Consider the following 24,897-nt stretch of genomic DNA (forward strand, 5'->3'; position numbering starts at 1 on the left):
GCATGGGTGCAGATTTACGCTTGTTCGGCCAATGTCACAAGAGATCGGAGCGCTATCCCTGTTCCGCCGACTGGGGTGTATCCGTGCGGCTTTGCCTCGTTATAGGCAGGACCCGCGATATCAAGATGGAGCCATGGGAGTTCTGGATTTACGAAATCCTTAAGGAACAGACCTGCAACCAACATTCCACCCATTCGATCTCCGATGTTTGCAAGGTCTGCAACTGGTGAATCTAGGGATGCTCGAAGTTCTTCAGGCAATGGCATAGGCCAGAACTGCTCGCCACATTGGGTGGCCACCTTCAAGAATGCGTCGCTGAAATCTTGGTTGTTTGTCATAACCGCACTTGTGCGAGTACCTAGGGCTACAACTTGTGCGCCAGTCAAGGTAGCAACATCGATTATTCCATCCAACTTATTTTTTGAACTTTGCGCCTTCATTAATCCATCAGCCAAAACAAGTCGACCTTCGGCATCTGGATTGAGAACTTCAACTGTTTTGCCACCAAAGATTGTGATGATGTCACTCGGACGTGTTGCTGTATCACTTGGCATGTTTTCAGCAAGCGGTGCCCAACATTCAATCGCAACATTTAACTTTAATTCGGCGATAGCAACCACGGCAGCACTTACCGCTGCTGCGCCACTCATGTCAGATTTCATGGCTTCCATGCCTGCAGCAGGCTTCAGCGCTAGTCCACCTGTGTCAAAAGTAATTCCTTTACCCACAAAGGCGTAGCGCTTTGCAGCCTTGCCTTTTGGTGTGTATGAAATATGCAATAAACGTGGTGGATTTGCTGAACCTTGACCCACACCAACAATTCCGCCAAAGCCTTGCGTCTTTAATTGTTTTTCATCCCAAATTTGAAGTTTTAAACCAGATTTTGCACCACCCGCAGCTTTGACCACAGATGCTAATTTCTTTGTGAATGAGTCAGGTGTTAAGTGGCTTGGGGGAGTATTGATTAAGTCACGTACTAAATATGTGTATTTAGCAATGATTGCAGCGCGCACGACTGCAGCTTTTGCTTCTGCCGTTGACGCTAATTTTGAATGCACAGTGATCGTTTTCAAAGGTGCCTTGTGATCTTCCTTGGTTGATCCACGAAACTCTGTAAATGAATAAGCACCAAGGGCCGCGCCTTCTGCAACAGCTGCTACTTCGGCCAAAGTTTTTGAAGGCAAAGAAAATGTTGCCGCTGAATTTCCGGCCAAAGCTCGGGATGCACTACCTGCTGCTCGACGCAATGTTTCATGAGAATAAGAGTTCGATTTCTTTCCTAGACCTGTAAAGACAATAAGTCGGACATGCGTACCGGGAAACTTTGTGATCTCATCAGCTTTACCGGTCGCACCCATGTCAACTAGCTGCGAAAGAATCGTTTTGGTATCAATCGCCATATCCCCGGCTTCGATAGCGATGCCGCCCTTCGAATTTGTTGAGGACAGTCCTAAAACTAGAACCTCATCTTTTACGACGCCATCAGAAATCTTTAGTGTGCTCATGAGGAGAAGGGTAATAGATGTATTGGTAGGTTTGCGCAATGAAGATTTCACCGCTCAACCAGAAGCATCTAGACCTCAACGCCAAGATGGCCGATTTTGGCGGGTGGCTGATGCCGATTGAGTATCCAGGAGCAGGCGTACTGGCAGAGCATGCTGCTGTTCGTGAGCGTGTGGGAATCTTTGATGTCTCTCACTTGGGTAAAGCATCAGTCACCGGAGTCGGTGCCCTTTCGTTTCTAAATGAATGTCTAACAAATGATCTGACCAAGATTTCGGATGGTTCTGCTCAATACACACTGCTATGTACACCACAGGGCGGTGTTGTCGATGATCTTATTGCCTATCGAAATAGTGAAACAGATTTCTTCCTTGTTCCTAACGCGTCGAATACAACAGATGTCGTAGCAGTTTTGCAAAAGGAAGCACCATCTGAAATTTCGGTAACCAACCTGCACAATGATTATGCGGTCCTAGCAGTGCAAGGACCATTAGCACCAAAAGTGTTAGATGCACTTGGAATTAACACAGATATCGATTACATGGCATTTGCACATGTAACCATCGCAGGAGCGGATGTGATCTTATGTCGCACTGGATATACGGGCGAACTTGGATATGAGTTATTGCCAAAAGCAAAAGACGCAGTGGCAGTGTGGGACGCACTGGTTGCTGCAATTACTCCACTTGATGGCTTGATCTGTGGGCTGGGTGCACGTGACACATTGCGTACAGAGATGGGATATCCCTTGCATGGTCACGAACTGTCATTGAATATTTCACCGGTCGAAGCCAGCGCATCGTGGGCAGTTGGCTGGAAGAAGGATAAATTTCTTGGATCTGATGTTTTAGTCTCGCAAAAGAATGGATCGGCTGATCGAAAAAGTGTGGCCATAAAATCACTGGATCGTGGAATTCCACGCGCAGGTATGAGCGTTAAAAATACTAAAGGCGAAATCATTGGCGAAATAACTAGTGGAACATTTTCACCAACGTTAAAACACGGAATTGCTCTAGCACTAGTTTCAAAAGGTATTGCGGTAGGGGATCAATTAATTGTTGATGTCAGAGGTCGCGACTCACAATCAGAGGTAGTCAAACTACCTTTTGTCACTTCACACGTTCGGTAAAGACAACGGGGGTTGTGAAAGCGGCTCGGGTATAGGTGCGACGAAGTGCAGCCAAAACGGATGGGCCAGTAAAGGCGATTAAAGTGCAGGTGAAAATTGCTCGTGGTATGTCCCAGGCCATTGCACTTGCAAAGTGAAAGGTAATGAATCGGCCTAAGTTTTCAGTTATCGAGCCACCGGGGATGTAGGACAGCTGGGTATTGCTCCCAAGTGCCCACGGCCAAAATTGAAGATCCATAAGAATTCCGAAGGATGCTGCGGCAATTACCCCAAATACCAGAAGCATTGCAATTTCTTTTGCGCCTGAAACTTTTTTAGGCAACAAACCTGCAGCCAGTCCTATCCAGGCAGCAGCAAACATTTGGTAACCAAGCCAAGGCCCAAGTCCACCTGTAAGTAAGGCGGAGGCAAACATAGAAATGATGCCTAATAGAAAACCAAACGATGCTCCAAAAACACGAGCACTTAAAATTAATACGAACCACATTGGTTCGATTCCTACTGCACCAGCACCAAGTGGTCTAAGTGCCGATATCAATGCGGCTAGCACACCAAGTAGTGCAACAGATTTTGCATCTAATCCAGAGGAAGAAATCTCCACAATCACTAGAAATATTGCTACAAAGATTGCGATCCAAAAGAACAATTGCGTTCGAGGCAGATCTTTGCCTGAATAGAAAAACGGCCAGACAAAACCCGCAATACTAAAGATGGATGCCATTGCCAGAACGACAGTGTTTTTAGTCGTAAATTCTATTATTCCTGAAGTCAGCATTATTGATGGGCCTCGATTGCCGCTACTACATCTGAAACCTTCAACCAAGGCTGAGGAGACATCACCTTTGATACTTGCGGTGCAAAGGCAGGAGAAGACAGAAGTACATCCAAAGTGGAACCATCGGCAACAATGTCGCCGTCTGCAAGGAACATGACTCTGGTTGCTAATTCGGCGACTAATTCCACATCATGAGTTGCCAAAACAACACATTTTCCAGTTGCTTGTGCAAATTCGATCAAAATTCTCGTGAGCTCTTTCTTTGCTTGATAATCAAGACCACGAGTTGGTTCATCAAGGATTAGTACAGCGGGATTAGCGGATAAAACAATGCTGAGGGCAAGGCCTAATCTTTGACCTTCCGATAAATCGCGTGGGTGAGTGTTTGCAGATACTCCCGGAACAAGTTGTTGCATTATTCGAGCCGTGGTGCCGTTAGGTATTTGGTTGTCTTTGTCGGCCTGCTGGCATTCAATCTGCACACTTTGGCCGTACAAAAGATCACTTGGCTCTTGTGGGATAAAACCGATTGAAGTTCGGCGTTCTTTTCCTTTTAGGTTTTGGGCATTAATTCCAGACACATCTACAGATCCAGAACTCAAACTCGAAATTCCTGCAAGGGACTTAAGAAGCGAGCTCTTACCAGCTCCATTTCGGCCCATGATCGCAACGATTTCATTACTTGAGATAGTTGCACTAATTGACTCAAGTGCATTCTTACCGCTGTATGAAACAGAAAGATCTCGAACATCAATAATTGGTTCTCCCGCTGGAGATAAGGCAACGACACTTTGAACGTACTCTTTGTCTCGGATCTCGGCCGTCAGTCGTCGCATGTCGCGAACCGATACTCCTATCTCCTTCAAACCCAGAGCACGTGCTAAATGAACGATAGGTGGGGCGATGGGTGAGTGCATCAAAATTTCTTCAGGTGTGCCAACTAGTGCCTGACCAGCGCCATTGATGTGAACAATTCGATCGGCAAACTGAATAACACGTTCTAACTTATGCTCTGCAATTACAACAGTCAGACTTAAATCGTGTACCAAGCGATGCAATATAGATAGAACTTCTTCTGCCGCAATCGGATCCAAGGCACTGGTTGGTTCATCAAGGACCAGTACTTTTGGATGTGCAACCAAAGCCGAACCTATTGCCACGCGCTGCTGTTCACCGCCGCTAAGTGTTGCTATTGAACGATCGCGCAACGGCGCAAGACTCAATAGATCTAAGACTTCTTCGACTCGTTTACGCATCACATCATTTGGAAGATTTAAAGTTTCCATTCCAAAAGCAAGCTCTTCTTCAACGGTATCTGCCACGAATCCATTTGCAGGATTTTGGCCAACAATCCCGATCAAATGAGCCATGCCACCTGGCTTTACAAGTTGAGTTGAATGTCCATCAACACTTATATCACCGGCCAAAATTCCACCTGTGTGATGCGGAACTAAGCCATTAATTAACCGTAGGAGTGAGGATTTGCCCGATCCTGTAGGACCGATGACTAGAACCAGCTCGCCTTCGGCAATTTCAAGGTTCAAGTTTTCAAGAACCGTTGTTGTCGAATTTGGATAAATTAGCGAAACATTAGAAAACTTAATCATGACAGGCCAAGCACAATCAGGGAGGTCAATACAACGGTCGAGTCAGCTGTGCGCCATTTTATAGGTCGATATCTAGAGCGGTTCTTGCTAACGCCGTACCCTCGGCTATCCATTGCCGCCGCCAAATCTAAAGATCGAGCAAGAGATTCTTCTAACAAAGGAATGGCAACTCGTCGCCATGAAGCAAAACCTCGTAACGATTGTCCACGCAGTTTTTGTGCCTGGCGAATTCTGGAAACTGAGCTAACTAGTTGTGGCAGTACTGAAGTCGCAATCACAATTGAAATTCCAAATTCATAAATGTAAACGGGGAGTACGCGCAATAATCTGTGCGGGCTTGTCAGAGAGGCCGCTGCACCAAAGATCACAATAATTGCGCAAATCAAAACACCTTCAGTCAATGCCGAAGTTAAACGTTCTGCAGTAACCGTTCCACCGATACGAATACCTGGCATCCAGTTAGGTAGAGGAAGTATCGGGAGTTTAAATAGGGTGGTTCCAGGAATTGGCACACCGATTAGGACCCCAATAATTGTTCTAACCAGCAATATCCATGCCGACAACTTCAGGGTCCAATTAAAACTTTTACCCCACGGAGCGTTCTCGCGATTGAGGAAAACAACAACTGCGACTGCGCCCACACAGCAAATAGTGAAAACAGTGCTATCAAAGCGAATGACTGCAATAGCCAAACCAATAGCCCAGATCCACCACGTAAGTGGGTGCAGCGACAGTTTTCGCATTAACTACTTCTTGATGAGTGCTTTTGGAGTAGCGATTTCAACACCGCACTCTTTTGCTGGATAACCAGCCAAACCGCAGATCAAACCTGAACCTGCAGCACGGATTTTGGTTACTTGGCCCAATACATCGATTCCCTGGGATTCTTTCGCGGTTCGCACGCAGGTAGTTATTGTCTTACGAACCTTTTCACCCTTTGGCGCATAGCTCGCCGAACCGAAATCAATAACGACCGCAATTCGTTTGGTGTCCTTGTCAGATTTCATGCCCTTGCAAATGCTTTTGAAATCAGGCTTTACTCGAGGCTGCACCGATGGAATGTCATCTGAACTAAATACGAATGACCAACCTTCAACTGAACCATCAGCGATATCTACTGTCGGTCCTGTCATTGCAGCTGTCCACGCAGTTTTGTTCGGAGCTGCTTGGAAATATCCCCAATAACGCCAACCTTTTTCTGCAGCGTGGGCAGAAGGTGCTACCAGAGTTGGAAGAGTGGAGATAAGAATGATTGTTAGAAATACTTTGAACTTCATTGCTGTGGGGCCTCTCGAATAAAAAGAGTCTCACAGGGAGTGAACCGCACTAGGGGAGGAGGAATTAATCCTCACTTCTAGTGGTAGGAGCACACCCCGCAAACCTCGGCGGGTGTTTGTCTCATCTGCACTTGCTAGGTAATCCGACTTATCTCCGAAGAGATTCACGGTTGCGGGTCAGCGTCGGATTTTCACCGAACTTCCCCTACCAAGTGAGCTATTAAGTTGTAGGCGAACCAAACCACACACACTTCGGGTTGGCAACTAGGCGCGCTAGTCGTAGGCTTATCGACATGGAATACAGACGCCTTGGCAGTACCGGAATGTACGTTTCTGAAATCTCATACGGAAACTGGATCACTCACGGAAACCAGATCGAATCAGATGCAGCCATTAAGTGCGTAAAGGCTGCGCTAGAGGTTGGTATTACGACCTTTGATACCGCAGATGTTTATGCCGGCACAAAAGCAGAAGTAGTTTTAGGTAAAGCGCTAAAGGGCGTCAAACGAGAGTCCTATGAGTTATTTACGAAGGTCTACTTTCCAACAGGTACTGGGAAAAATGACCGCGGACTTTCTCGAAAGCACATCATCGAGTCATGTAATGCATCTCTGAAGCGACTTCAGACAGACCACATTGACCTTTACCAGATGCACCGCTTCGACCATGAAACTCCTGTCGAGGAATCATTGAGTGCATTTGATGATCTGATTCGTGCGGGGAAGGTTCATTACATTGGTTTTTCTGAGTGGAATGCTGCACAAATAAAATCAGCATTAGCCATCCAAGACGCTCGTGGTTACAACCGTTTTGTTTCAAGCCAGCCACAATATTCAGCTCTGTGGCGAGTGATTGAATCCGAAGTTGTCCCACTTTCTGTAAAGGAAGGTATTGGTCAGATTGTTTGGTCACCAATGGCTCAGGGAATTTTGACGGGCAAATATTTACCAGGAAAGAAAGCGCCAGCGGGATCTCGCGCAACTGACAAAGGCAGTGGCGCCAACATGATCAAGGGTTGGATGCGCGACGAAGTTTTGGAAGCTGTTCAGAAGTTAAAGCCAATTGCCGATGGCGTTGGGTTAACTATGGGCCAGCTTGCAATCGCTTGGGTGCTTCAAAATCCAAATGTTTCCAGCGCGATTATGGGCGCTACAAAGCCAAAGCAGGTTAAGGAAAATGTAAAAGCATCTGGAGTAAAGCTAGATGTAGATGTCATGAAAGCGATTGACACTGCACTTGGAAAACTGCCAGAGCGTGATCCAAAGAAGAATGTAAGCCCGAATCCTCGCGCTTAGTTTTTCTTTTTACTAACTGACACCTGAGGGTGTGGCGCACGAAGGCGTCGCATTTGTGTTGACCGAAGCCACGCGTACATTCCCAGTCCTTTAGTAGCTGTTCCAGGAAATTGCTCTTCGACAGCTTTACGGATCTTCTTCGATAGAACAATGCCATCTATAACTGCAATGATTAACATTGCATACATAATTGCAATCGCACCTAGTTGAATCGCCGGGACAGGAAATAGAGTCAATACCAAGACAACGAAAATTGTTGGTAGAAAATATTCACCGGTTGAGCGACGAGAATCTACGTAATTTCTAACAAAGCGCCGGGCAGGTCCACGATCTCGTAATGGCAAAGCTGCTTCATCTCCGCGAAGGTAGGCGGCGCGTTGGGCCATTCGATCTTGCTTGCTTAACGCTTTAGAAGCTCGCTTTTGATCTTTAGTGACGATCGGTGCGAGGGAGGAAACTTTGCGCTTTGATTCGGCCTCTTTGCGCTTAGGGGTAGGGCGACCTTTGCTGTCTTGTGTACTCATGGCTTAACTATAGAGCCCGTGTTGAACTGCTCCTCAACTCGCTTGCCAGACACCAGGAGGGTAGGCTTGCTCCGGGATTGATCATGGAGAGCAGTTAATCAAGGAGAATGAAATGACAACTGAAGCAACGACAACAACTGGAATTCAGCTAACTGACGTGGCGGCCGCAAAGGTATCTGCCTTGTTGGCTCAAGAGGGTCGCGATGACCTCAACTTACGCGTTGCAGTACAGCCAGGTGGATGTTCAGGCCTTAAGTACCAGCTCTACTTTGATGATCGCAATATGGATGGCGATATCGTTCGTGAATTCGGCGCTGTCAAAGTAATTACCGACAAGATGAGTGACCCATACCTTTCAGGTGCAACAATTGATTTTGTTGACACAATCGAAAAGCAGGGATTTACTATTGATAATCCTCAAGCGCAGGGTTCTTGTGCCTGCGGCGATTCATTCAACTAAGTAACTGCATTTTTCGCATTAGTATCCCCACATGAAAATAGGTGTAGCGGGTTCGGTCGGTCTTGATCATTTGATGACCTTCTCTGGGAAATTCACCGATTCACTGGTTGCGGGTTCCTTGGAAAAAGTTTCGCTCTCTTTTCTTGTTGATAGTTTGGATGTTCGTCGCGGAGGATGCGCAGCAAACATTGCTTTTGGTATGGGTGTTCTTGGATTAAACCCGATCCTGATCGCAGCCGTCGGCACAGACTGGGCTGATTACAACGCATGGCTTTCACGTCATGGGGTTGATACCTCACATGCCTTGGTTTCAAAGACATTACATACCGCGCACTTTGTGGTGACTACCGATCAAGATCTCAATCAGATTGCCTCATTTTTCCCTGGTGCAATGTCTGAGGCTCGCAACATCGAATTAAGTCCCATCATGGACAAATCTGGACGCTTGGATATCTTGGTTATTTCACCTGACGATCCAGAAGCGATGCTTCGCCACTCTGAAGTGTGCCGTCAGATGGGAATTGCATTTGCAGCAGATCCATCTCAGCAGATGGCTCGCATGACTGGCGAAGAAATTAAGTTACTGATCGATGGGGCTGCTTATCTATTTTTGAATGAATATGAACTAGCCCTAGCAATGCAAAAAACGGGGTGGTCCGATCGCGAAATTTTGGAACGCGTAAAATATCGCGTCGTTACTCTGGGTTCAAAAGGTGCAAAGGTAGAAAGTGCAGCAGGGGAGTTTGTTGTAGTTGGCTGCCCTAAAGAGAAATCTAAGACCGACCCAACAGGTGTAGGGGATTCCTTTAGATCTGGCTTTATCGCTGGTCTGGCGTGGGGCCTTTCTCACGAGCGCTGTGCCCAACTGGGTGCATTAATTGCCACCTATGTCATCGAAACCCTAGGCACTCAGGAATACCGCTTTACGAAAGCTGAATTTGTTGCTCGTTTTGCCGAGGCGTATGGCCAACCCGCCGCGGATGAAATCACACTTCACCTTTCATAGATGTGAGGAGCGCCACCACTCCTGATGAATGCGCTCGTGCGACGCTAACGCCCAATACAAACTATCCTTACGCCATGCCTCGAACCTTCTTTTCACGCTTACGAGCACTGTTTCTATTTATCCCTGTATTGCTCCTTACAGGATGCTCGCAGAGCACTGATTGGGGTTTCCCAGAAGGCGTTTCGAGCGTAAATGATGCTTCATTGTCGTTGTGGCAAGGTGCGTGGATAGCAGCGGGTGTAGTTGGAGTATTTACTTTAATCCTGATTTTATGGCCAGCTGTTTTTCATCGCGGCAAAAAAGATGGCCCTGAATTTCCAAAGCAAACTCAGTACAACGTTCCAGTTGAAGTCGCCTATACGGTTATTCCATTCATAATTGTTGCAGTTCTTTTCTTCTACACAGTCGAGCGTCAAAACATAATTACTGAAAAGACCGATACATACGCACACGAAATTACTGTTGAAGGTTTTCAATGGTCATGGCAATTTGGATATCCAGAAGCCGGCCCTAAGGCGGTTGTAACTGGTACGCCAACACAGCCACCAACTTTGGTAGTTCCATTGGGTGAACGGGTTCGTTACACAATCACATCAAATGATGTTGTTCACGGTTTCTGGATCCCAGCTTTCATGATCCAGATGCAGAATCTTCCGGGTGTGACAAACGAGCTTGAATTCACTGCAAACAAACTTGGTGAGTATCCAGGGCGATGCAATATTTTGTGCGGACGCAATCACTCACAAATGCTTTTCACGGTAAAAGTAGTTACGCCGGCTGAATACGATGCATATTTAGAAACACTTAAGGGGAGCAACGCATGACAACCTACGCGGATCGTCCTACGACAACCTTGCAGGCCCCGATGCCTACAGCTAAGGGTAAGTCTTTTGTAAAGTGGATTACATCTACTGATCACAAGACGATCGGCTACTTGTACTTGATGACATCTTTTGCCTGGTTTTTGATTGCCGGAGTTCTTGCCCTTGTTCTTCGTGCAGAATTAGCTCGTCCCGGGATGCAGTTCTTAAGTAATGAGCAGTACAACCAGATTTTCACAATGCACGGAACAATCATGCTGTTGATGTTTGCAACCCCACTATTTGTGGGTTTTGCGAACGTCATTATGCCGCTTCAGATTGGAGCAGCAGATGTTGCTTTCCCTCGTTTGAATATGTTCTCGTATTGGCTTTTCTTATTTGGTGGGTTGATGACCTTCGCGGGTTTCTTGTCTCCAGGGGGAGCGGCATCATTTGGTTGGACGGCGTATGCGCCTCTTGCCAACTCTGATTATTCACCTGGCATTGGCGGAGATCTTTGGCTGATTGGTTTAGCTATCAGTGGTGTTGGAACTATTCTGGGTGGCGTTAACTTCATAACAACAATTTTCACCATGCGCGCACCAGGCATGACGATGTTTCGTATGTCGATCTTTTCCTGGAACGTTCTCCTAACATCGATTTTAGTTTTGCTTGCATTCCCACCTTTAGCCGCAGCGTTCTTAGGTCTAGAAGCGGATCGCCTGTATGGATCGCATCTGTTTGATCCGGCCAACGGCGGTGCCATGTTGTGGCAGCATCTATTTTGGTTCTTTGGCCACCCCGAGGTTTACATTCTCGCGCTTCCATTTTTTGGAATCGTGACCGAAATCTTGCCTGTCTTTAGCCGTAAACCCATCTTCGGATACCTTGGACTAATTGCTGCAACTATTGCAATCGCAGCTCTATCGGTTTCGGTCTGGGCACACCACATGTTTGCAAGTGGCCAGGTACTTCTCCCGTTCTTCTCTTTCATGACATTTTTGATTGGTGTTCCCACCGGCGTTAAGTTCTTTAACTGGATCGGAACAATGTGGAGAGGTCACGTAACCTTTGAAACGCCAATGCTGTGGGTTATGGGCTTCCTTGTGACATTCTTATTTGGTGGACTAACAGGAATTATTCTTGCTTCTCCGCCGCTTGATTTTGCAGTCTCTGCAAGTTACTTCGTTGTCGCTCACTTCCACTATGTGCTATTCGGAACAGTCGTGTTTTCAATGTTTGCTGGTTTTTACTTCTGGTGGCCAAAGATGACAGGTCGCATGCTCAACGAGCGTCTAGGAAAAATTCACTTCTGGACTCTTTTTGTTGGGTTCCACTTAACTTTCTTAATTCAACACTGGTTAGGTATTAAGGGATTCCCACGTCGTTATGCCGATTACCTTCCAGGTGATGGCTTCACTTTTATGAATACAGTGTCAACGATAGGCTCATTCCTGCTTGCACTTTCGATGATTCCTTTTTTCATTAATGTGTGGATCACACGCAAGTCTCCGATGGTTGGCGTCGATGATCCATGGGGTTATGGAAGTTCACTTGAATGGGCTACTTCGTGTCCACCACCGCGTCACAACTTCTTATCTATGCCCCGTATTTCTAGCGAACGCCCAGCTTTTGATTTGCACCACCCACATGTCAAGATCGAAGGGAAGCACTAGACGATGAAGGCATCCTGGAAGCTATTTGGCGGATTAGCAGTCTTCTATGCAATTACCACCGTCGTTTATGTTGTTATTGGCGGTGAACCATTAGGAATTAGTGGTCTTCTTCTCTCTGCATGTCTTGCAGGAATGATTGGTTTTTATGTGTGGTTCACACAAAAGCGAATCGGTGTGGAACTTCCGGAAGATAATTTGACGGCAGAGATTGCAGATGGCGCAGGAGAACTTGGTTTCTACAGCCCGCATTCTTGGTGGCCTTTGCCGGTAGCACTGAGCGCCTGCGCCTTAGGACTGGGATTATTGATCGGTTGGTGGCTTTCCCTCATTGCGTTAGGTGCCTTAATGATTTCAATTATTGGAATGGTTACTGAGTATGAAAAGCCAGTTACTTCCTCTGCGCACTAATGAGCAATGAGCGAGCGGAAATACTTCCGACTGATTTTCCCAATACGACTGCAGCACGAATAGTCATTAATGCGCCAGCGGCCAAAATCTTCGATCTACTAGCAAATCCAGCATCACATCAACTCTTTGACGGTTCTGGAACTATTCAGAATTCGATTTCAGGACCAGATCGACTTTTTCTTGGAGCTACATTTTCAATGGCTATGAAAATCAAGGTCCCGTATCGCATCAAGAATACCGTCGTCGCTTTTGAAGAGAACAAAAAGATCACGTGGTGCCACTTGATGAAGTGGACGTGGTCTTACGAGCTAGCCGATTTAGGTAATGGTTCTACGCAGGTCACTGAATCATTTGATGCAAGTGCGATACCGGGTTATGCAAAGCAGTGGTTAAAAATGACGGGCACCATTGCGCACAATCCAAAGTGGATGGCTAAGTCATTAGTTCGGTTGAAGGCGATTTGCGAGGCATAGCGTTCGCTAAATTTGCTCCAGCCCTTTTTGTCGCTCTCTGGAGTACTGGTTTTGTTGGTGCAAAGTATGGTTTGCCGTTTGCTGATCCCTTTATTTTCTTAGCAGTTCGAATTTTGATAGCAGCGCTGATCCTGTTTGCAGTAGCCTCTTTGATGAGTTCACCAATCAAGATCGGTGCATCTGCTATCGGACGATCCGCCCTGATTGGGTTTTTTCTACACGCTTGTTATTTAGGTGGCGTCTTTTTCTCTATTTCTAAGGGGCTGCCAGCAGGTGTTGCTGCTGTTGTGACAAGTCTTCAACCGGTGCTGGTTTCACTCCTAGCCGTAAAAATCTTAGGAGAGCCTCTAAGGGTCAAACAGATAGTGGGCCTGATACTCGGATTAGTTGGTGTTTTTTTAGTTCTTGGACCTACATTTGAGCAAGATATTCCAATCAGCGGAGTGATCGGAATCGTTGTCGCGTTGATTGGAAGTACTACGGCAACCATATTGCAGAAGAAAATCGGATCAGATGTTCCACTTATCTCCGGAACTGCATACCAATACCTTGCTAGTGGTTTGGTTTTAGCGATTGCAGCTGTTGCTACCGGTGGTACTCACATTCAATGGAGTGGAAAGTTTATTGCAGCCTTTATCTGGCTGATAGCAGTCCTATCAGTTGGTGCAATCTTGCTTTTGCTCTGGTTGCTCAACACTGGTAGCGCGGCATCGGTGTCGTCATTGTTTTATCTGATCCCACCTGCGACCGCGCTAGAGGCGTTCTTTTTATTTGGCGAAAAAGTAAACACCCAAGGCTTCCTTGGAATAGGAATTACAGCCCTGGGTGTTTGGCTTGTCATATCTAATTAGTGGTGGTCAATCTCTTTCAGTTCGTTAGTTGAAACCTTTGGAATAGCTTCTGCGTTAGCAACACTCATGCGTGAACGAAGCTTGTTTCGCAGTGCACCAGCGCGCTTTACGCCACGACCATCAACTTCAGGCAATTCCAGTGCTGGGGCTTGTTCGTGCGATGTAAGTAGGTATGCCTTCTCAGGTGAAATTGGCTCATGAACTTCCACAAACTCACCATGAGGCAAACGGAGAAGAGTTCCGGTTTCTCGCCCGTGCAGTACTAACTCACGATCAGCACGCTGTAACGACAAGCAAAGACGCTTTGTGATCACAAATGCAAGCGGAGGAAGTATGAGGACACCGAAACGAGTTCCCCACATGATCTGATTAATTGATAGATCAAAATGTGTAGCAATAATGTCGTTACCGCCGTTGATTAATGTAACCATTACAAAAGTAAGAGACATCGCGCCAAGTGCGGTGCGATTTGGTGCATTACGTGGACGATCTAGCAAATGGTGCTCGCGCTTATCGCCAGTTATCCAACTTTCGATGAAAGGATACAAAGCCATTCCGGTGAATAAAATGCCAGGAATAATCAATCCAGGTATCAAAATATTCCATGAAATTGTGTGACCGAATGCGTGAGTTTCTATTGGGGGAGCCATCCGAACTAGCCCGTCGAGCCAGCCCATATACCAATCGGGTTGGGAACCTGCCGTAATTTGGCCTGGCGTATAGGGACCAAAAAGCCAAATTGGATTGATAGATGCAACAGCAGCTAAGAACGCGGTCACACCGAAGACAATGAAGAAGAATCCACCTGCTTTAGCCATATAAACAGGCATTAGCGGATAACCAACAACATTTTTTTCTGTGCGTCCAGGTCCTGGGAACTGAGTGTGCTTCTGATACCAGACCAACATTAAGTGGACTGTAATCAACGCTAGAAATGCACCGGGTAGCAATAAAACGTGGACTGTATAAATACGTGGGATGAAAGCTTCACCCGGAAAGGCCCCACCAAATGCAAAGTAGGCAAGATAAGAACCCACAACAGGTATCGCTTGAATGATTGCCTCTGCGATTCGAATTCCCGTACCTGACAAGAGATCATCAGGAAGTGAATAACCAAGGAATCCTTCAACAATTCCTAGGGTCAAAAGTCCGATACCGATTATCCAGTTTCCTTCACGTGGCTTGCGGAATGCCCCGGTAAAGAACACACGCATCATATGAGCAACGATTGCTGACATGAAAATTAGTGCAGCCCAGTGGTGAATCTGGCGCATCAAAAGTCCACCGCGGACTTCAAAAGAAATATGTAACGTCGAAGCGTATGCGGCTGACATCTTCAAACCTTCTAGTGGTTCATAGCTGCCCTCGTAAATAACTTCGCGCTGTGAAGGATCAAACCAAAAAGTAAGAAAAGTTCCAGACAACAGCAAAATTACGAAAGAGTACAGAGCAACTTCACCTAAAAGGAAAGACCAGTGGTCGGGGAAGACTTTTTGTAAGTTTTTCTTCATCCATGCAGCAGCGCCTGTGCGCTCATCTACATAATTGGCAACGCTTCCTAAACGCGCTTCAGCTGTCATTGTGAATTACGCTCCCAGAAACTAGGTCCGACCGGTTCGGAGAATGGTTGACGAGCTACGAGATAACCCTCGTTGTCAATTGTAATATCTAATTGAGGAAGCGGCCTGGCGGCAGGTCCAAAAATAACTTTGGCTGCGCGGGTCACATCAAATGTTGATTGATGACACGGGCATAGCAGGTGCTTTGTTTGTTGTTCGTATAGGGCTACCGCACATCCCATATGCGAACAGATCTTTGAGAAAGCGATAATGCCATCGTGGGTCATGGCCAATCTGTCCGCTTCAAGATTGAATTCTTGTGGGCGAAGACGAATTAGCAAGACCGCGTCTTTTGCGATGTCACTGAGTTTTCTATGCTCTGGGTCTTCAATTTCGGGAAGTACCTGAGCAACCGCACCCACCTCGAGATCAGATGCCTTGATACGGCGGTTACCAGGGTCAGTTACTAGATACGTACCAGACTTCCACGTTGTCTTTTCAAGTTCCTTTCCAGGCAATGGTCCTAAGTCTCGCAAAAGAATCAATGGAGATAGAGCCGATAACCCGAGTGCAGCACCGAGTGACCTCTTTATAAGTGAACGACGACCAAGTCCCGCAGCAGCAGCGCCTTCTTTTACTGCACTCACGAAATCTTTGCGGTCTGAATCTGGAGATCGAAATTCATGGCGCTGTGCAACCACTTCTGTATCCGGCATTAAAGTTTTTGCCCAATGGATCGCGCCCATTCCGATAAAGAAAAGCGAGATAGCCATTCCAAGGCCTAGTCCCAGTTGATGGGCATTCTGATTTCCCAAGACTGGCACAAAAACGAAAACATCTTCGGGGATGAAAAAAAATGAAAAGATCAGTAAGACGGTTCCAAGGGCTGACAGTAGAAACATAGATGCAACTTGACGTTCAGCGCGCTTAGCCGCTCTCGGGTCAGTATCAGCTTTACGATGAACGTGGGCAGGTAATCCTGGATCCTTTATTGCTTCGATTTCGTTAGACATAGTTTTACTTCGCTTTCATAGCTAGCCAGACAGCAACACCAATAAGGATTCCTAAGCCAAGCACCCAACCCAATAATCCTTCAGTTACAGGTCCGACTCGACCAAGAGATGCGCCACCAAGATTTGGTTCCTTCTCTGCTGACTTGATCCACTTGATGATCGAAAGTTTTTCTTCAGGTGTAATTGTTTTATCACTGAAAACTGGCATGGATTGTGGTCCAGTAACCATTGCTTCATAAATGTGTTTTGGCTCAACACCCATCAAAGTTGGAGCGTACTTACCTTGCGTTAGCGCACCACCCTGACCGGCAAAGTTGTGACACATTGCGCAGTTGTTTCGGAATAACTCTCCGCCCTCAGCAGTACTTCCATCACGTTCAAAATTAAGCTCTGATTCACCAGGAATTGCAGGGCCAGGTGCAAGAGAAGCAACGTAGGCAGCTAAAGCTGCTGTTTCTTCGGCGTTATATAGTGGATCCTTGCGCATTGCTTGAGTGCTCATATCGGCCATCGGCATGCGCCCCGTACCTACTTGAAAATCTACTGAAGCTGCCCCTACGCCGATGAGCGATGGTGCAATTTGTGCCCCTTCGGCATTTAAGCCATGGCAAGAAGAACAACCCTTAAGGAAAATCTGGCGTCCTTCTTCAATTTGAACTGAGCGATCTGCAGAAGTTGTCTCCGCTGAAGTTGTCGCACTTGCAACACTAAACGTTGTGCCTATAGCTAGCAAAGCTAATAGAAGTAAAAATGGGCCAGCAGCTTTGTGGCGACGGTAGCGAGATATGCGCTTCACATGATTCCTTTACTACTTAATGAGGTAGATCGCTGAAAAGAGTGCGATCCACACGACGTCTACAAAGTGCCAATAATAAGAAACTACAATTGCTGTTGTTGCTTGCTGATGGGTAAAGCGTCTGGCCTTTGAAACGCGAACCATGACAATTAAAAATGCGATGAGCCCACCCGTTACGTGCAAGCCGTGAAAACCAGTAGCAACATAAAAGATTGAGCTATATGCATCGGATGAAAGAGTTTTACCTTCAGAGACCAACATTGCATACTCATAAATTTGACCCGAAACGAAAAATGCACCCATCAAGAAAGTCGCGGAAAACCATTCGCGCATTCCCCACTTATTGATTTGAAACAAATTCCCTGTTCGATGATTCTGAAAACGTTCAGCGGCGAAAACACCGAACTGACATGTAACAGATGAGAGGACAAGAATCGTTGTATTGAACGCAGCAAAAGGAATATTCAAAAGCGCAGTTGACTCTGTCCAAATTGCTGGTCCTTGAACTGCTCGAATTGTGAAGTACATGGCAAATAAAGCAGCAAAGAACATGAGTTCACTTGCAAGCCACACGATCGTGCCCACTGCTACAGCGTTGGGGCGTGTGATTTTCTGGTGTGCGACTGTGCTGGACATGAAGGCGATTATTCCCGAAATTAGGCTCGGCGTCTTGCCATCAAGGCCACGAGGCGTCGGAAATGAGCGCATCTGAGGTGAAACGGATCACTATAAAAGTGCTGCCTCTTTTTAGAAAAATGAGGTCGGATTGGTACTTCAAGAATAGACTTTGCTCCATGTCAGAGACTAAAAAGCAGATCATTGTGTACTCCGATGATTCATCGGTCCGGGCATCAATAGCTTCAGCCCTAGGACGACGAGTGGCCGTAGATCTTCCCGAGCATGAGATTCATGAATTTGCCACAGGTTCTGCTTTGCGAGCCTACGTGGATAGCAAAAGCATTGGTGGTGGATCTCGCGCTGATCTGTTTATTCTGGATGGAGAAGCCGCACAAGAAGGCGGATTGGGCATTGCTCGCCAATTAAAGGATGAAGTTTTTAACTGCCCACCCGTCCTAGTAATCACAGGACGGAAAGAGGATGCCTGGTTAGCTGCCTGGTCTATGGCCGAAGCCTCTGTGGTTCACCCAATTGACCCATTTACTCTTGCCACTACAGCAGCACAATTGTTGCGTGGCACTGCACTCGTTTCTGCTTAACTAAAGTAATGATGAAGTCGCGGTGGAGTTCACACATTGCGCATTTGCAGTCGGGTTTAGATCTTGAAATCGCAGATGTTCAGTGGTGCATGAATGAGATACTGACTGGTAAATCAGAAATTGAAGAAGTTAAAGCTTTCCTACTCGCTCTGAAAAATAAGGGCGAGACTTCCGAAGAAGTTGGCGCTTTGGTGGCGCAGATGTATCAACATTGCGCTCCTATTTCGATTACCGAACGAGCTGTTGACACGGTTGGAACTGGTGGAGATGGTGCACACACAATCAATATTTCTACAACAGCCGCAATTATCGCGGCGGCGGCAGGGGTTAAAGTTGTTAAGCACGGCAATCGTGCTGCATCATCAAAGTCAGGTGCTGCAGATTTACTTGAAGCGTTAGGGATAAATATCGGCCTTGACGGAGTTGGTGTTGAAAAGACTTTTAGCCAACTTGGAATCGGTTTTTGTTTTGCACCTGTCTTTCATCCAGCGATGCGTTTCGCGGCACCGGCACGAAAAGAACTAGCAATACCTACCGTTTTCAATATTTTGGGTCCGTTAGCAAATCCTGCTAGACCACAAGCGGCTGCGATCGGTGTTGCAAATGAGCGCATGCATTTAGTGATGGCTCAGGTACTTAGCGATCGTGGCGTAGATGGCTTTGTCTTTCGTGGCGATGATGGTTTGGATGAAATTACTTTGGCAACAACTACTTCTGTTCTGACAATTGGTCATGGTGAAATTTCCAGCGATCTTCTTGAACCTTTAGATTTTGACATTGAACGGGCACCGATTTCCGCACTTGCTGGGGGAGATGCAACGGAAAATGCTCGAATTACGATGGCAATATTTTCTGGCGAAAAAGGCGCACCTCGAGATGCCGTTGTTCTTAATGCCGCTGCTGCTATTGCAGCGTATGACGACCTATTTGAATTAAGTCTTCACCAGCGAATGGCATTGGGCATTTCTCGCGCGGTCGATGCGATTGATTCAGGTGCAGCAAAACGCTTAGTCACACAATGGGCAGAACTCACTCAGAAATTGGGCGCTTAACTCGCTTTTTTCTAGAGGGAAAATTCCGCATTTCTTCAAATGTCCACACTTCATGATCCCCAAGTCGTTCGATGATTCCATGCAAGACATCAACAGTCGCTAAGGCATCATCTAACGCGCGGTGATTAGGCGACGTTTGGGCATTGAAAAATTCTGCAAGCGTACCGAGCTTGCAATTAACAACTTCGTCATGATCTAGAACAGCACGGGCCAATCGTGCGGTATCAACAGTTAAGTAGTGTGGCCAAGCGAATTCGTGAGCCAGCGCAGCAGCCTTCAAGAAACTCATATCAAAGGGAGAATTATGTGCGACTAGAACTGTTTCATCTGGTGAACCCAAAAACTCAAAAAGCGTCGGAAGAACTTCATCGATAAATGGCGCTGACAAAAGCATCTCATCTGTAATTCCAGTCAATTGAGTGATGAAAGCTGGCAATGAATGTCCGGGATCAACAAAACTCTGGAATGTTCCAAGTACAGTGCCGCCGCGAACTTTCACTACACCTATCTCAGTGATACCCGCCCCAGCTTTAGGAGAGCCACCAGATGTTTCAAGATCTATGACGGCAAAGGTGGTCTCCGAGAGTTGAGTTTCACCGATGTTGATCATAGGGACGATCGTATGTGATTGAACTGACAACGGTCAGGACATAGTATTTTCGTATGGCAGTTGAGGGAGCACCCGCGGGATGGATGCAGGATTGGTCCGCACTTGGAAATGGTAAGAACGCACATATTGGTGTTCTGTTAGTTCATGGTTTTACCGGCTCTCCACCGTCAATGCGTCCTTGGGCAGAGTTCTTGCATTCAAAAGGATACACAGTTCGTGTTCCTTTGCTTCCGGGTCACGGCACAAAGGTTGAAGACCTTAATAAAACCAAATGGGAAGAGTGGCCCGCCAAGATCACTTTTGAATTAAGTGAATTGAAAAAGAGTTGCGACACAATTTTTTTGGTAGGCCTTTCAATGGGTGGCGGCACTGTTTTGAATGTGGCTGAAGCAAACAACGAATCAATCACAGGATTGATCCTTGTTAATCCCATGATTTACGTTAAGGGAATCCCTGTCGAGCTTGCCTTCGTTTTATCAAGATTTCAGAAGTTGCGAACCAGTGTTGGAGACGACATTAAACGTCCGGGCATTACCGAATGGGGATATGACGCATTGCCTACTCGCGGCATATTTCAACTGCTTAAAATGCTCCGAGTAACCAGACGAAATTTGGGCAAAATCACCGTGCCGGTTCAGCTATTCCATTCAGTAGAGGACCACACATTGCCGGTAGCTAACACAGAAATTATTTTGTCTGAGATCGGTTCTACTATGAAAACTCGCATCGAACTAGTAAACAGTTATCACGTTGCAACCTTGGATTACGACCAGGAGTTGATTTTTCAAAACAGTCTTACCTTTATTGAAAGTTTGAGTTCCTAAAGCCCTGGGTCTATTTGGCTATTTGCTCTTTCAAGAAATCGATAGCCTGCAGTGCGGTCCAACCATTTGGATACTTCGCGCGCATGGCACGCGGACCTTCAAGATCAGAACCAAAAGTCAGTAATGAGATTTCGGTCCTGCCATCGGGGCGCACCTGGCCTAAGCCGATATCTGCCATAAGAGCATTGCACAGGCACTTAGATCCTTGAGCTTGATCTACTTCACCATTCTTGAATTCATAATTATCTAGCGGTTCTGCTGGGCATCGATAGCCAATGCCTCCTTTTTCGCGTTGATACATAGTTCGCAAATATCCTAGATCGCAGATTCGCGTGCGCTTTTCATACAGTTTGTCATTAGAAAGCGTCTGATTGTTCTGAATAACTTTAAATGGAAAACCTGTTGGGGATGCACTTGCATCGGTAAGCACCCGCATATTGGGATCTGCAAGAGATTTGATAACACCAGATCTGTTCTCTTCAGTAAATCCTGATTCATCAGATAGGGCAAAGACAGAACCGACTTGGACCCCCTTTGCGCCATGAGCTAAAGCTTCAACAACCTTTGCTGGAGTAGCAAAACCGCCAGCAAGCCAAAACGGAGAACCTGATGCGAGGATTTTCTCGAGATTGGGAATGTCTAATTCGTTGTAAACCGCTTCGCCATTTTCATCGATCGCATTTTTTGCGCGCGGGGGAGCGTTGTGCCCACCTGCGACGTGATATTCGATGACGAACCCATCAGGTTTTGTTTCTTCATCCTTATTTAGGTAAGCAACAAGTGCGTGCGAAGAAACAATGGCAAGGAAAAGTGGACGTTTAATTGGAAAGTTTTCAATTCCAAGAGTTGTCGGATCAAAGTGTAAGTAATGCTTATCCTTTGTATCTGCAACTTCCACTTTCATAGCCACTTTGTTTCCGACCGAGATTTCATTTAATAGATGTGGAATCTGAGCGGGGATTCCAGCACCAATCAAAATGTAATCAACGTCAGCAAGCATGGCCCCATACAACTGTGCCGGGATAGCCAATTGAATCTTCTCTAAGATGTTCATTCCAATTAGACCGTTGTGGCCTTCTTTTGCTAGCCATACTTCAACAAAACTTGAAACAGCCAATAAATTATTAGAAAACAGATTTCCTTTAATACTAAGTTTTGGAACATCTAAATAAGGTTTATCAACGGGGCGCCCGCCTTCAACATAAAAGCGCTCCATTATTTCCGCAATAGTTTTTTGGTTAGGAAAGTGAGACATAGCACGGCGAATATCACCTGAAATATCCCCGTCCTGTAAACGGCGTGCGACAACAGAGTCAATCGCAGTGCCGGAGATAACTCCAAGTTCACCGGCCATAGCTACTTGTTTGGCTAATTGCCACGAAGAGACAGCGATACCCATGCCACCTTGAATAATGGTTGGGTATTTAACATCTGTCTGCATGCATCAACTGTAAAGATTGAACAACCGAACTCGCGAGTAGGCATTGAGTATCTAGGGGTTATTTACGTTAAATGTGATTGATATCTAAGTGGACCGTACTGGGATCGAACCAGTGACCCCCACAATGTCAATGTGGTGCTCTACCGCTGAGCCAACGATCCTTAGGTGGGCAAACTATACAACAGCGAACTAGCGTGCGTAATCATCCTCAACGCGCTCAATATCATCTTCGCCAAAGTAGGCGCCGGTTTGGACTTCTATGAAAATCAATTCATCATTGCCATTATTTCCGATGCGATGTAGCTGGCCAATTTCGACCTCCACAGTTTCTCCAGGATGCTTCGTAAAATTCACGCCATCCACAACTACAGATGCAACACCGGAAACAATGAACCAATGTTCACGACGCTTTTGGTGACGTTGATATGAAAGTCGGTTTCCAGATTTAACATAGATGCACTTAACTTTATGAAAATCACTTTCCTGTAGAACTTCATAACGACCCCAAGGTCGTGTTGATTGATCGTCAGACATTGTGCCTCCGTTATGCGCAGATCGAAGTCATTCACCAATAATGGAGGTCGGGACGGGATTTGAACCCGTGTAGAGGGATTTGCAGTCCCTTGCCTCGCCTCTCGGCCACCCGACCATAGAAATATCGCCGTTAGATTTCATTCCCAACTGAGAGTGCAATCCAAACGGCGACTATCAGAGCGGACGACCGGGTTCGAACCGGCGACCTGAACCTTGGCAAGGTTCCGCGCTACCAACTGCGCTACGTCCGCGAGGAGGGTAAATCTATCGCAGGAGAGGCGTAAGCGCCAAAGTGAGGTTGATTGGTTAGCGTTAGCCCGTGCCAGATGCGGATGATTCTTCACTCTTTTGGATGGGCGGCAGGCTTGCCACCGATCTTGTCGAAGTTTCGCATGACCCCGCGTGTTTAGAAGATGGCGGTTTCTGGGCGATATCAACAACATTTGAAAACGAGTTCACTGCGGCAAAGTTTGCAACTGTTGTAGAAGCACCTTTCCCCACGTCTGCATGGATTCCCCTGAAAGGTGCCTGGAGTTCATCGCTGAACTCTGATGGCTACATCGAATACGTGGAATGTATCCGAAACGCAATAGCCGAAGGTTGGGTTTACCAAGTAAATGCTTGTCGACGACTCACTCACGACGATGACGGTCAATCTTTGCGCGGTCTATTCTCTGAAATTTTGAAAAACAATCCCGCACCTTGGGCGAGCTATTTCGAAATACCAGAGTTGATGATTGCATCTGCTTCACCTGAACTATTTCTCAGCCGACTTGGTTCTACGATCAAGAGTTCTCCTATTAAAGGCACACAACCAACGCACTCACAAGAATTTGGTGCCAAAGATCAGGCAGAAAATGTGATGATTGTTGATCTAATGCGTAATGACTTAGGACGAATCTGCAAGAGTGGAACCGTTGAAGTACCACGCTTGCTTTCAAGTGAAGAGCATCCAGGGTTGCAACATCTAGTCTCTGATGTTCAAGGTGAATTGTTAGACGATATTCTGTGGAGCGAAATCATTAGTGCGCTTTCTCCGCCAGGTTCTGTAAGTGGTGCGCCAAAGTCGTCGGCTGTTCAGGTTATTGCAGAGAATGAAATTGTACGTGGTCCTTACTGCGGTGCGCTTGGATGGATTGAAGGCAAGAACGCCGTTTTGTCGGTTGCTATCAGAACATTTTGGAAAGATGCCACCATTAATTTTGGTACTGGTGCCGGAATCACCTGGGGTAGCGATGCTGGGGCCGAGTGGGAAGAAACTCAACTTAAAGCACGGCGGTTGATTTCAATTGCAGGGGGAGAGCTATCGTGAAAGTAATTGTTAATGGTTCTCTTGTCCCCATTGAGCAATCTCAAATTTCGCCACTCGGTTGGCTCAATGGTGCTGGCATCTTTGAAACTATTAAAACTGTTAAGGGAAAACCTTGGGCACTTTCTCGTCATATGAGAAGAGCGGTGAATAGCTCAGCTAAAGAAAAAATCGTTTTACCCAATGAAGAACTTGTGCGAGAGGCGATCACCGCATTATTAGAGACTGAAAATCACGCGACTGGTCTGTTAAGAGTGTCGTTTGACGCAACAGGAAATTGGGCAGCTGCTCATCTTCCGTACGTGGAAATTACCGGACCAGCCAAAGTTGGTTTACATCCGCAGCCGCTTGTTGCAGATGGCGTTCCTGTAAAGAGTTATCCCTACAACCACCGGCTCGAAATTCTTGAGCAAGCTCGGTTGAATGGTTTTGATGAAGCATTGGTAACAAATTCGGAGGGCTTAATGTGCGAGGGCTCTGTCTGTAATGTGCTTTTCAAGATTGCTGGCATATGGTGCACCCCGCCTCTTTCTGATGGAGTTCTTCCCGGAGTAATGCGGGCATTGGTCATTGAAAATTTCGACGTCACGGTACGGTCAATCGCTGTCGAAGAAGTTGCAGATATTGAATCTGGATTTTTGTTAAGCAGTCTGCGTATCGCCCAGCCAATTGCAGCAATTGATGGCAGGGAATTATCCCAATCACATGAATTTAGGGATGAAATACAAGCGATGGCGCTAAGGACTTCGGTAGGCTAG

At 46.5% G+C, this 24,897-nt stretch carries 27 protein-coding genes, 3 tRNA genes and 1 riboswitch; of the genes, 14 read left to right on the forward strand and 16 right to left on the reverse strand.

What is annotated here, in order from left to right; genetic code table 11:
• Positions 1 to 14 precede the first annotated feature (14 nt).
• The gene (locus tag AC9UGD_RS00940; protein WP_509568279.1) at positions 15 to 1,505 is read right to left on the reverse strand and encodes a leucyl aminopeptidase; all 1,491 of its coding nucleotides are present in this window, start codon (positions 1,503 to 1,505) and stop codon (positions 15 to 17) included.
• 38 nt (positions 1,506 to 1,543) lie between these two features.
• On the opposite strand from AC9UGD_RS00940, the gene gcvT reads away from it, so the two are divergent.
• Positions 1,544 to 2,632, forward strand: coding sequence for a glycine cleavage system aminomethyltransferase GcvT (gcvT, locus tag AC9UGD_RS00945; protein WP_509568281.1), 1,089 nt, complete (start codon positions 1,544 to 1,546; stop codon positions 2,630 to 2,632).
• Here gcvT and AC9UGD_RS00950 read toward each other — a convergent pair.
• Genes AC9UGD_RS00950 through AC9UGD_RS00965 form a run of 4 tightly spaced genes read right to left on the reverse strand, consistent with a single transcriptional unit; the run spans position 2,613 to position 6,291 of the window.
• Positions 2,613 to 3,353, reverse strand: coding sequence for an ECF transporter S component (locus AC9UGD_RS00950; protein ID WP_509568282.1), 741 nt, complete (start codon positions 3,351 to 3,353; stop codon positions 2,613 to 2,615). The two genes, gcvT and AC9UGD_RS00950, sit on opposite strands and share 20 nt — an antisense overlap.
• A 53-nt stretch (positions 3,354 to 3,406) precedes the next feature.
• On the reverse strand, positions 3,407 to 5,014 hold the full coding sequence (locus tag AC9UGD_RS00955) for an ABC transporter ATP-binding protein (protein ID WP_509568284.1): 1,608 nt from the start codon (positions 5,012 to 5,014) through the stop codon (positions 3,407 to 3,409).
• Positions 5,011 to 5,757 (reverse strand): energy-coupling factor transporter transmembrane component T family protein, encoded by a 747-nt coding sequence (locus tag AC9UGD_RS00960; RefSeq protein ID WP_509568286.1) that lies wholly within the window; start codon positions 5,755 to 5,757, stop codon positions 5,011 to 5,013. The genes AC9UGD_RS00955 and AC9UGD_RS00960 overlap by 4 nt, the downstream gene beginning before the upstream one ends.
• 3 nt (positions 5,758 to 5,760) lie before the next feature.
• Complete coding sequence (locus AC9UGD_RS00965; protein WP_509568288.1) at positions 5,761 to 6,291, reverse strand: SCO2322 family protein; 531 nt, start codon at positions 6,289 to 6,291, stop codon at positions 5,761 to 5,763.
• Between the two features lie 87 nt (positions 6,292 to 6,378).
• Positions 6,379 to 6,520, reverse strand: a riboswitch (adenosylcobalamin (AdoCbl) riboswitch).
• A 64-nt stretch (positions 6,521 to 6,584) separates the two neighbouring features.
• Between AC9UGD_RS00965 and AC9UGD_RS00970 the strand changes: the two genes are divergently transcribed.
• Positions 6,585 to 7,586, forward strand: coding sequence for an aldo/keto reductase family protein (locus AC9UGD_RS00970; RefSeq protein WP_509568290.1), 1,002 nt, complete (start codon positions 6,585 to 6,587; stop codon positions 7,584 to 7,586).
• Here AC9UGD_RS00970 and AC9UGD_RS00975 read toward each other — a convergent pair.
• The gene (locus AC9UGD_RS00975; protein WP_509568292.1) at positions 7,583 to 8,110 is read right to left on the reverse strand and encodes a DUF3043 domain-containing protein; all 528 of its coding nucleotides are present in this window, start codon (positions 8,108 to 8,110) and stop codon (positions 7,583 to 7,585) included. The two genes, AC9UGD_RS00970 and AC9UGD_RS00975, sit on opposite strands and share 4 nt — an antisense overlap.
• Before the next feature lie 112 nt (positions 8,111 to 8,222).
• Here AC9UGD_RS00975 and AC9UGD_RS00980 point away from each other — a divergent pair, with 112 nt between their 5' ends.
• From AC9UGD_RS00980 to AC9UGD_RS01010, 7 genes are all read left to right on the forward strand, one after another.
• Positions 8,223 to 8,570: an iron-sulfur cluster assembly accessory protein gene (locus tag AC9UGD_RS00980; protein WP_029018882.1), complete on the forward strand. Its 348-nt coding sequence runs from the start codon at positions 8,223 to 8,225 to the stop codon at positions 8,568 to 8,570.
• A 31-nt stretch (positions 8,571 to 8,601) separates the two neighbouring features.
• Positions 8,602 to 9,576, forward strand: coding sequence for a carbohydrate kinase family protein (locus AC9UGD_RS00985; RefSeq protein WP_509568294.1), 975 nt, complete (start codon positions 8,602 to 8,604; stop codon positions 9,574 to 9,576).
• 74 nt (positions 9,577 to 9,650) lie between these two features.
• Positions 9,651 to 10,400 (forward strand): aa3-type cytochrome oxidase subunit II, encoded by a 750-nt coding sequence (gene ctaC, locus AC9UGD_RS00990; RefSeq protein ID WP_509568295.1) that lies wholly within the window; start codon positions 9,651 to 9,653, stop codon positions 10,398 to 10,400.
• Entirely contained in the window at positions 10,397 to 12,052 is a 1,656-nt protein-coding gene (gene ctaD / locus AC9UGD_RS00995) for an aa3-type cytochrome oxidase subunit I (protein WP_509568297.1), read from the forward strand. Before ctaC ends, ctaD begins: the two co-directional genes overlap by 4 nt.
• Before the next feature lie 3 nt (positions 12,053 to 12,055).
• A complete protein-coding gene (locus tag AC9UGD_RS01000; protein WP_509568299.1) occupies positions 12,056 to 12,460 on the forward strand; it encodes a cytochrome c oxidase subunit 4 in 405 nt (134 codons plus the stop codon).
• The gene (locus AC9UGD_RS01005; RefSeq protein ID WP_509568301.1) at positions 12,460 to 12,933 is read left to right on the forward strand and encodes an SRPBCC family protein; all 474 of its coding nucleotides are present in this window, start codon (positions 12,460 to 12,462) and stop codon (positions 12,931 to 12,933) included. The genes AC9UGD_RS01000 and AC9UGD_RS01005 overlap by 1 nt, the downstream gene beginning before the upstream one ends.
• Positions 12,921 to 13,784 carry a DMT family transporter gene (locus AC9UGD_RS01010; RefSeq protein WP_509568302.1) on the forward strand — a complete coding sequence of 288 codons (864 nt, stop codon included), beginning with the start codon at positions 12,921 to 12,923 and terminating at the stop codon, positions 13,782 to 13,784. Before AC9UGD_RS01005 ends, AC9UGD_RS01010 begins: the two co-directional genes overlap by 13 nt.
• On the opposite strand, the gene qcrB is transcribed toward AC9UGD_RS01010, so the two are convergent.
• Genes qcrB through ctaE form a run of 4 tightly spaced genes read right to left on the reverse strand, consistent with a single transcriptional unit; the run spans position 13,781 to position 17,788 of the window.
• Positions 13,781 to 15,364 carry a cytochrome bc1 complex cytochrome b subunit gene (gene qcrB / locus AC9UGD_RS01015; protein ID WP_509568304.1) on the reverse strand — a complete coding sequence of 528 codons (1,584 nt, stop codon included), beginning with the start codon at positions 15,362 to 15,364 and terminating at the stop codon, positions 13,781 to 13,783. The two genes, AC9UGD_RS01010 and qcrB, sit on opposite strands and share 4 nt — an antisense overlap.
• On the reverse strand, positions 15,361 to 16,356 hold the full coding sequence (gene qcrA / locus AC9UGD_RS01020; RefSeq protein WP_509568305.1) for a cytochrome bc1 complex Rieske iron-sulfur subunit: 996 nt from the start codon (positions 16,354 to 16,356) through the stop codon (positions 15,361 to 15,363). Before qcrA ends, qcrB begins: the two co-directional genes overlap by 4 nt.
• Positions 16,357 to 16,360: 4 nt before the next feature.
• Positions 16,361 to 17,152, reverse strand: coding sequence for a cytochrome bc1 complex diheme cytochrome c subunit (gene qcrC, locus AC9UGD_RS01025; RefSeq protein WP_509568307.1), 792 nt, complete (start codon positions 17,150 to 17,152; stop codon positions 16,361 to 16,363).
• Between the two features lie 12 nt (positions 17,153 to 17,164).
• Entirely contained in the window at positions 17,165 to 17,788 is a 624-nt protein-coding gene (ctaE, locus tag AC9UGD_RS01030; RefSeq protein WP_509568308.1) for an aa3-type cytochrome oxidase subunit III, read from the reverse strand.
• A 158-nt stretch (positions 17,789 to 17,946) separates the two neighbouring features.
• On the opposite strand from ctaE, the gene AC9UGD_RS01035 reads away from it, so the two are divergent.
• Positions 17,947 to 18,369, forward strand: coding sequence for a hypothetical protein (locus tag AC9UGD_RS01035; protein ID WP_509568309.1), 423 nt, complete (start codon positions 17,947 to 17,949; stop codon positions 18,367 to 18,369).
• A gap of 11 nt (positions 18,370 to 18,380) precedes the next feature.
• Complete coding sequence (trpD, locus tag AC9UGD_RS01040) at positions 18,381 to 19,421, forward strand: anthranilate phosphoribosyltransferase (protein ID WP_509568589.1); 1,041 nt, start codon at positions 18,381 to 18,383, stop codon at positions 19,419 to 19,421.
• Here trpD and AC9UGD_RS01045 read toward each other — a convergent pair.
• Positions 19,399 to 20,031 (reverse strand): exonuclease domain-containing protein, encoded by a 633-nt coding sequence (locus AC9UGD_RS01045; protein WP_509568311.1) that lies wholly within the window; start codon positions 20,029 to 20,031, stop codon positions 19,399 to 19,401. The two genes, trpD and AC9UGD_RS01045, sit on opposite strands and share 23 nt — an antisense overlap.
• Before the next feature lie 53 nt (positions 20,032 to 20,084).
• Here AC9UGD_RS01045 and AC9UGD_RS01050 point away from each other — a divergent pair, with 53 nt between their 5' ends.
• Entirely contained in the window at positions 20,085 to 20,855 is a 771-nt protein-coding gene (locus AC9UGD_RS01050; RefSeq protein WP_509568313.1) for an alpha/beta hydrolase, read from the forward strand.
• Between the two features lie 10 nt (positions 20,856 to 20,865).
• Here the strand turns inward: AC9UGD_RS01050 and AC9UGD_RS01055 are convergent, their stop codons facing one another.
• The 5 genes from AC9UGD_RS01055 to AC9UGD_RS01075 form a co-directional block, all read right to left on the reverse strand.
• Positions 20,866 to 22,296, reverse strand: coding sequence for a nitronate monooxygenase (locus AC9UGD_RS01055; RefSeq protein WP_509568315.1), 1,431 nt, complete (start codon positions 22,294 to 22,296; stop codon positions 20,866 to 20,868).
• A gap of 89 nt (positions 22,297 to 22,385) precedes the next feature.
• Positions 22,386 to 22,457, reverse strand: a tRNA-Val gene (locus tag AC9UGD_RS01060).
• Between the two features lie 28 nt (positions 22,458 to 22,485).
• The gene (locus AC9UGD_RS01065; RefSeq protein WP_509568316.1) at positions 22,486 to 22,830 is read right to left on the reverse strand and encodes a phosphomannose isomerase type II C-terminal cupin domain; all 345 of its coding nucleotides are present in this window, start codon (positions 22,828 to 22,830) and stop codon (positions 22,486 to 22,488) included.
• A gap of 41 nt (positions 22,831 to 22,871) precedes the next feature.
• A tRNA-Cys gene (locus AC9UGD_RS01070) sits at positions 22,872 to 22,945 on the reverse strand.
• Between the two features lie 63 nt (positions 22,946 to 23,008).
• Positions 23,009 to 23,081 (reverse strand) — tRNA-Gly (locus AC9UGD_RS01075).
• Positions 23,082 to 23,149: 68 nt separating this feature from the next.
• Here AC9UGD_RS01075 and AC9UGD_RS01080 point away from each other — a divergent pair.
• Together AC9UGD_RS01080 and AC9UGD_RS01085 are read left to right on the forward strand one after the other, a co-directional pair.
• Entirely contained in the window at positions 23,150 to 24,142 is a 993-nt protein-coding gene (locus AC9UGD_RS01080; protein WP_509568318.1) for a chorismate-binding protein, read from the forward strand.
• On the forward strand, positions 24,139 to 24,897 hold the full coding sequence (locus AC9UGD_RS01085; RefSeq protein ID WP_509568320.1) for an aminotransferase class IV: 759 nt from the start codon (positions 24,139 to 24,141) through the stop codon (positions 24,895 to 24,897). The genes AC9UGD_RS01080 and AC9UGD_RS01085 overlap by 4 nt, the downstream gene beginning before the upstream one ends.

Source organism: Candidatus Planktophila sp. (assembly GCF_044232745.1).
Lineage (GTDB): Bacteria > Actinomycetota > Actinomycetes > Nanopelagicales > Nanopelagicaceae > Planktophila.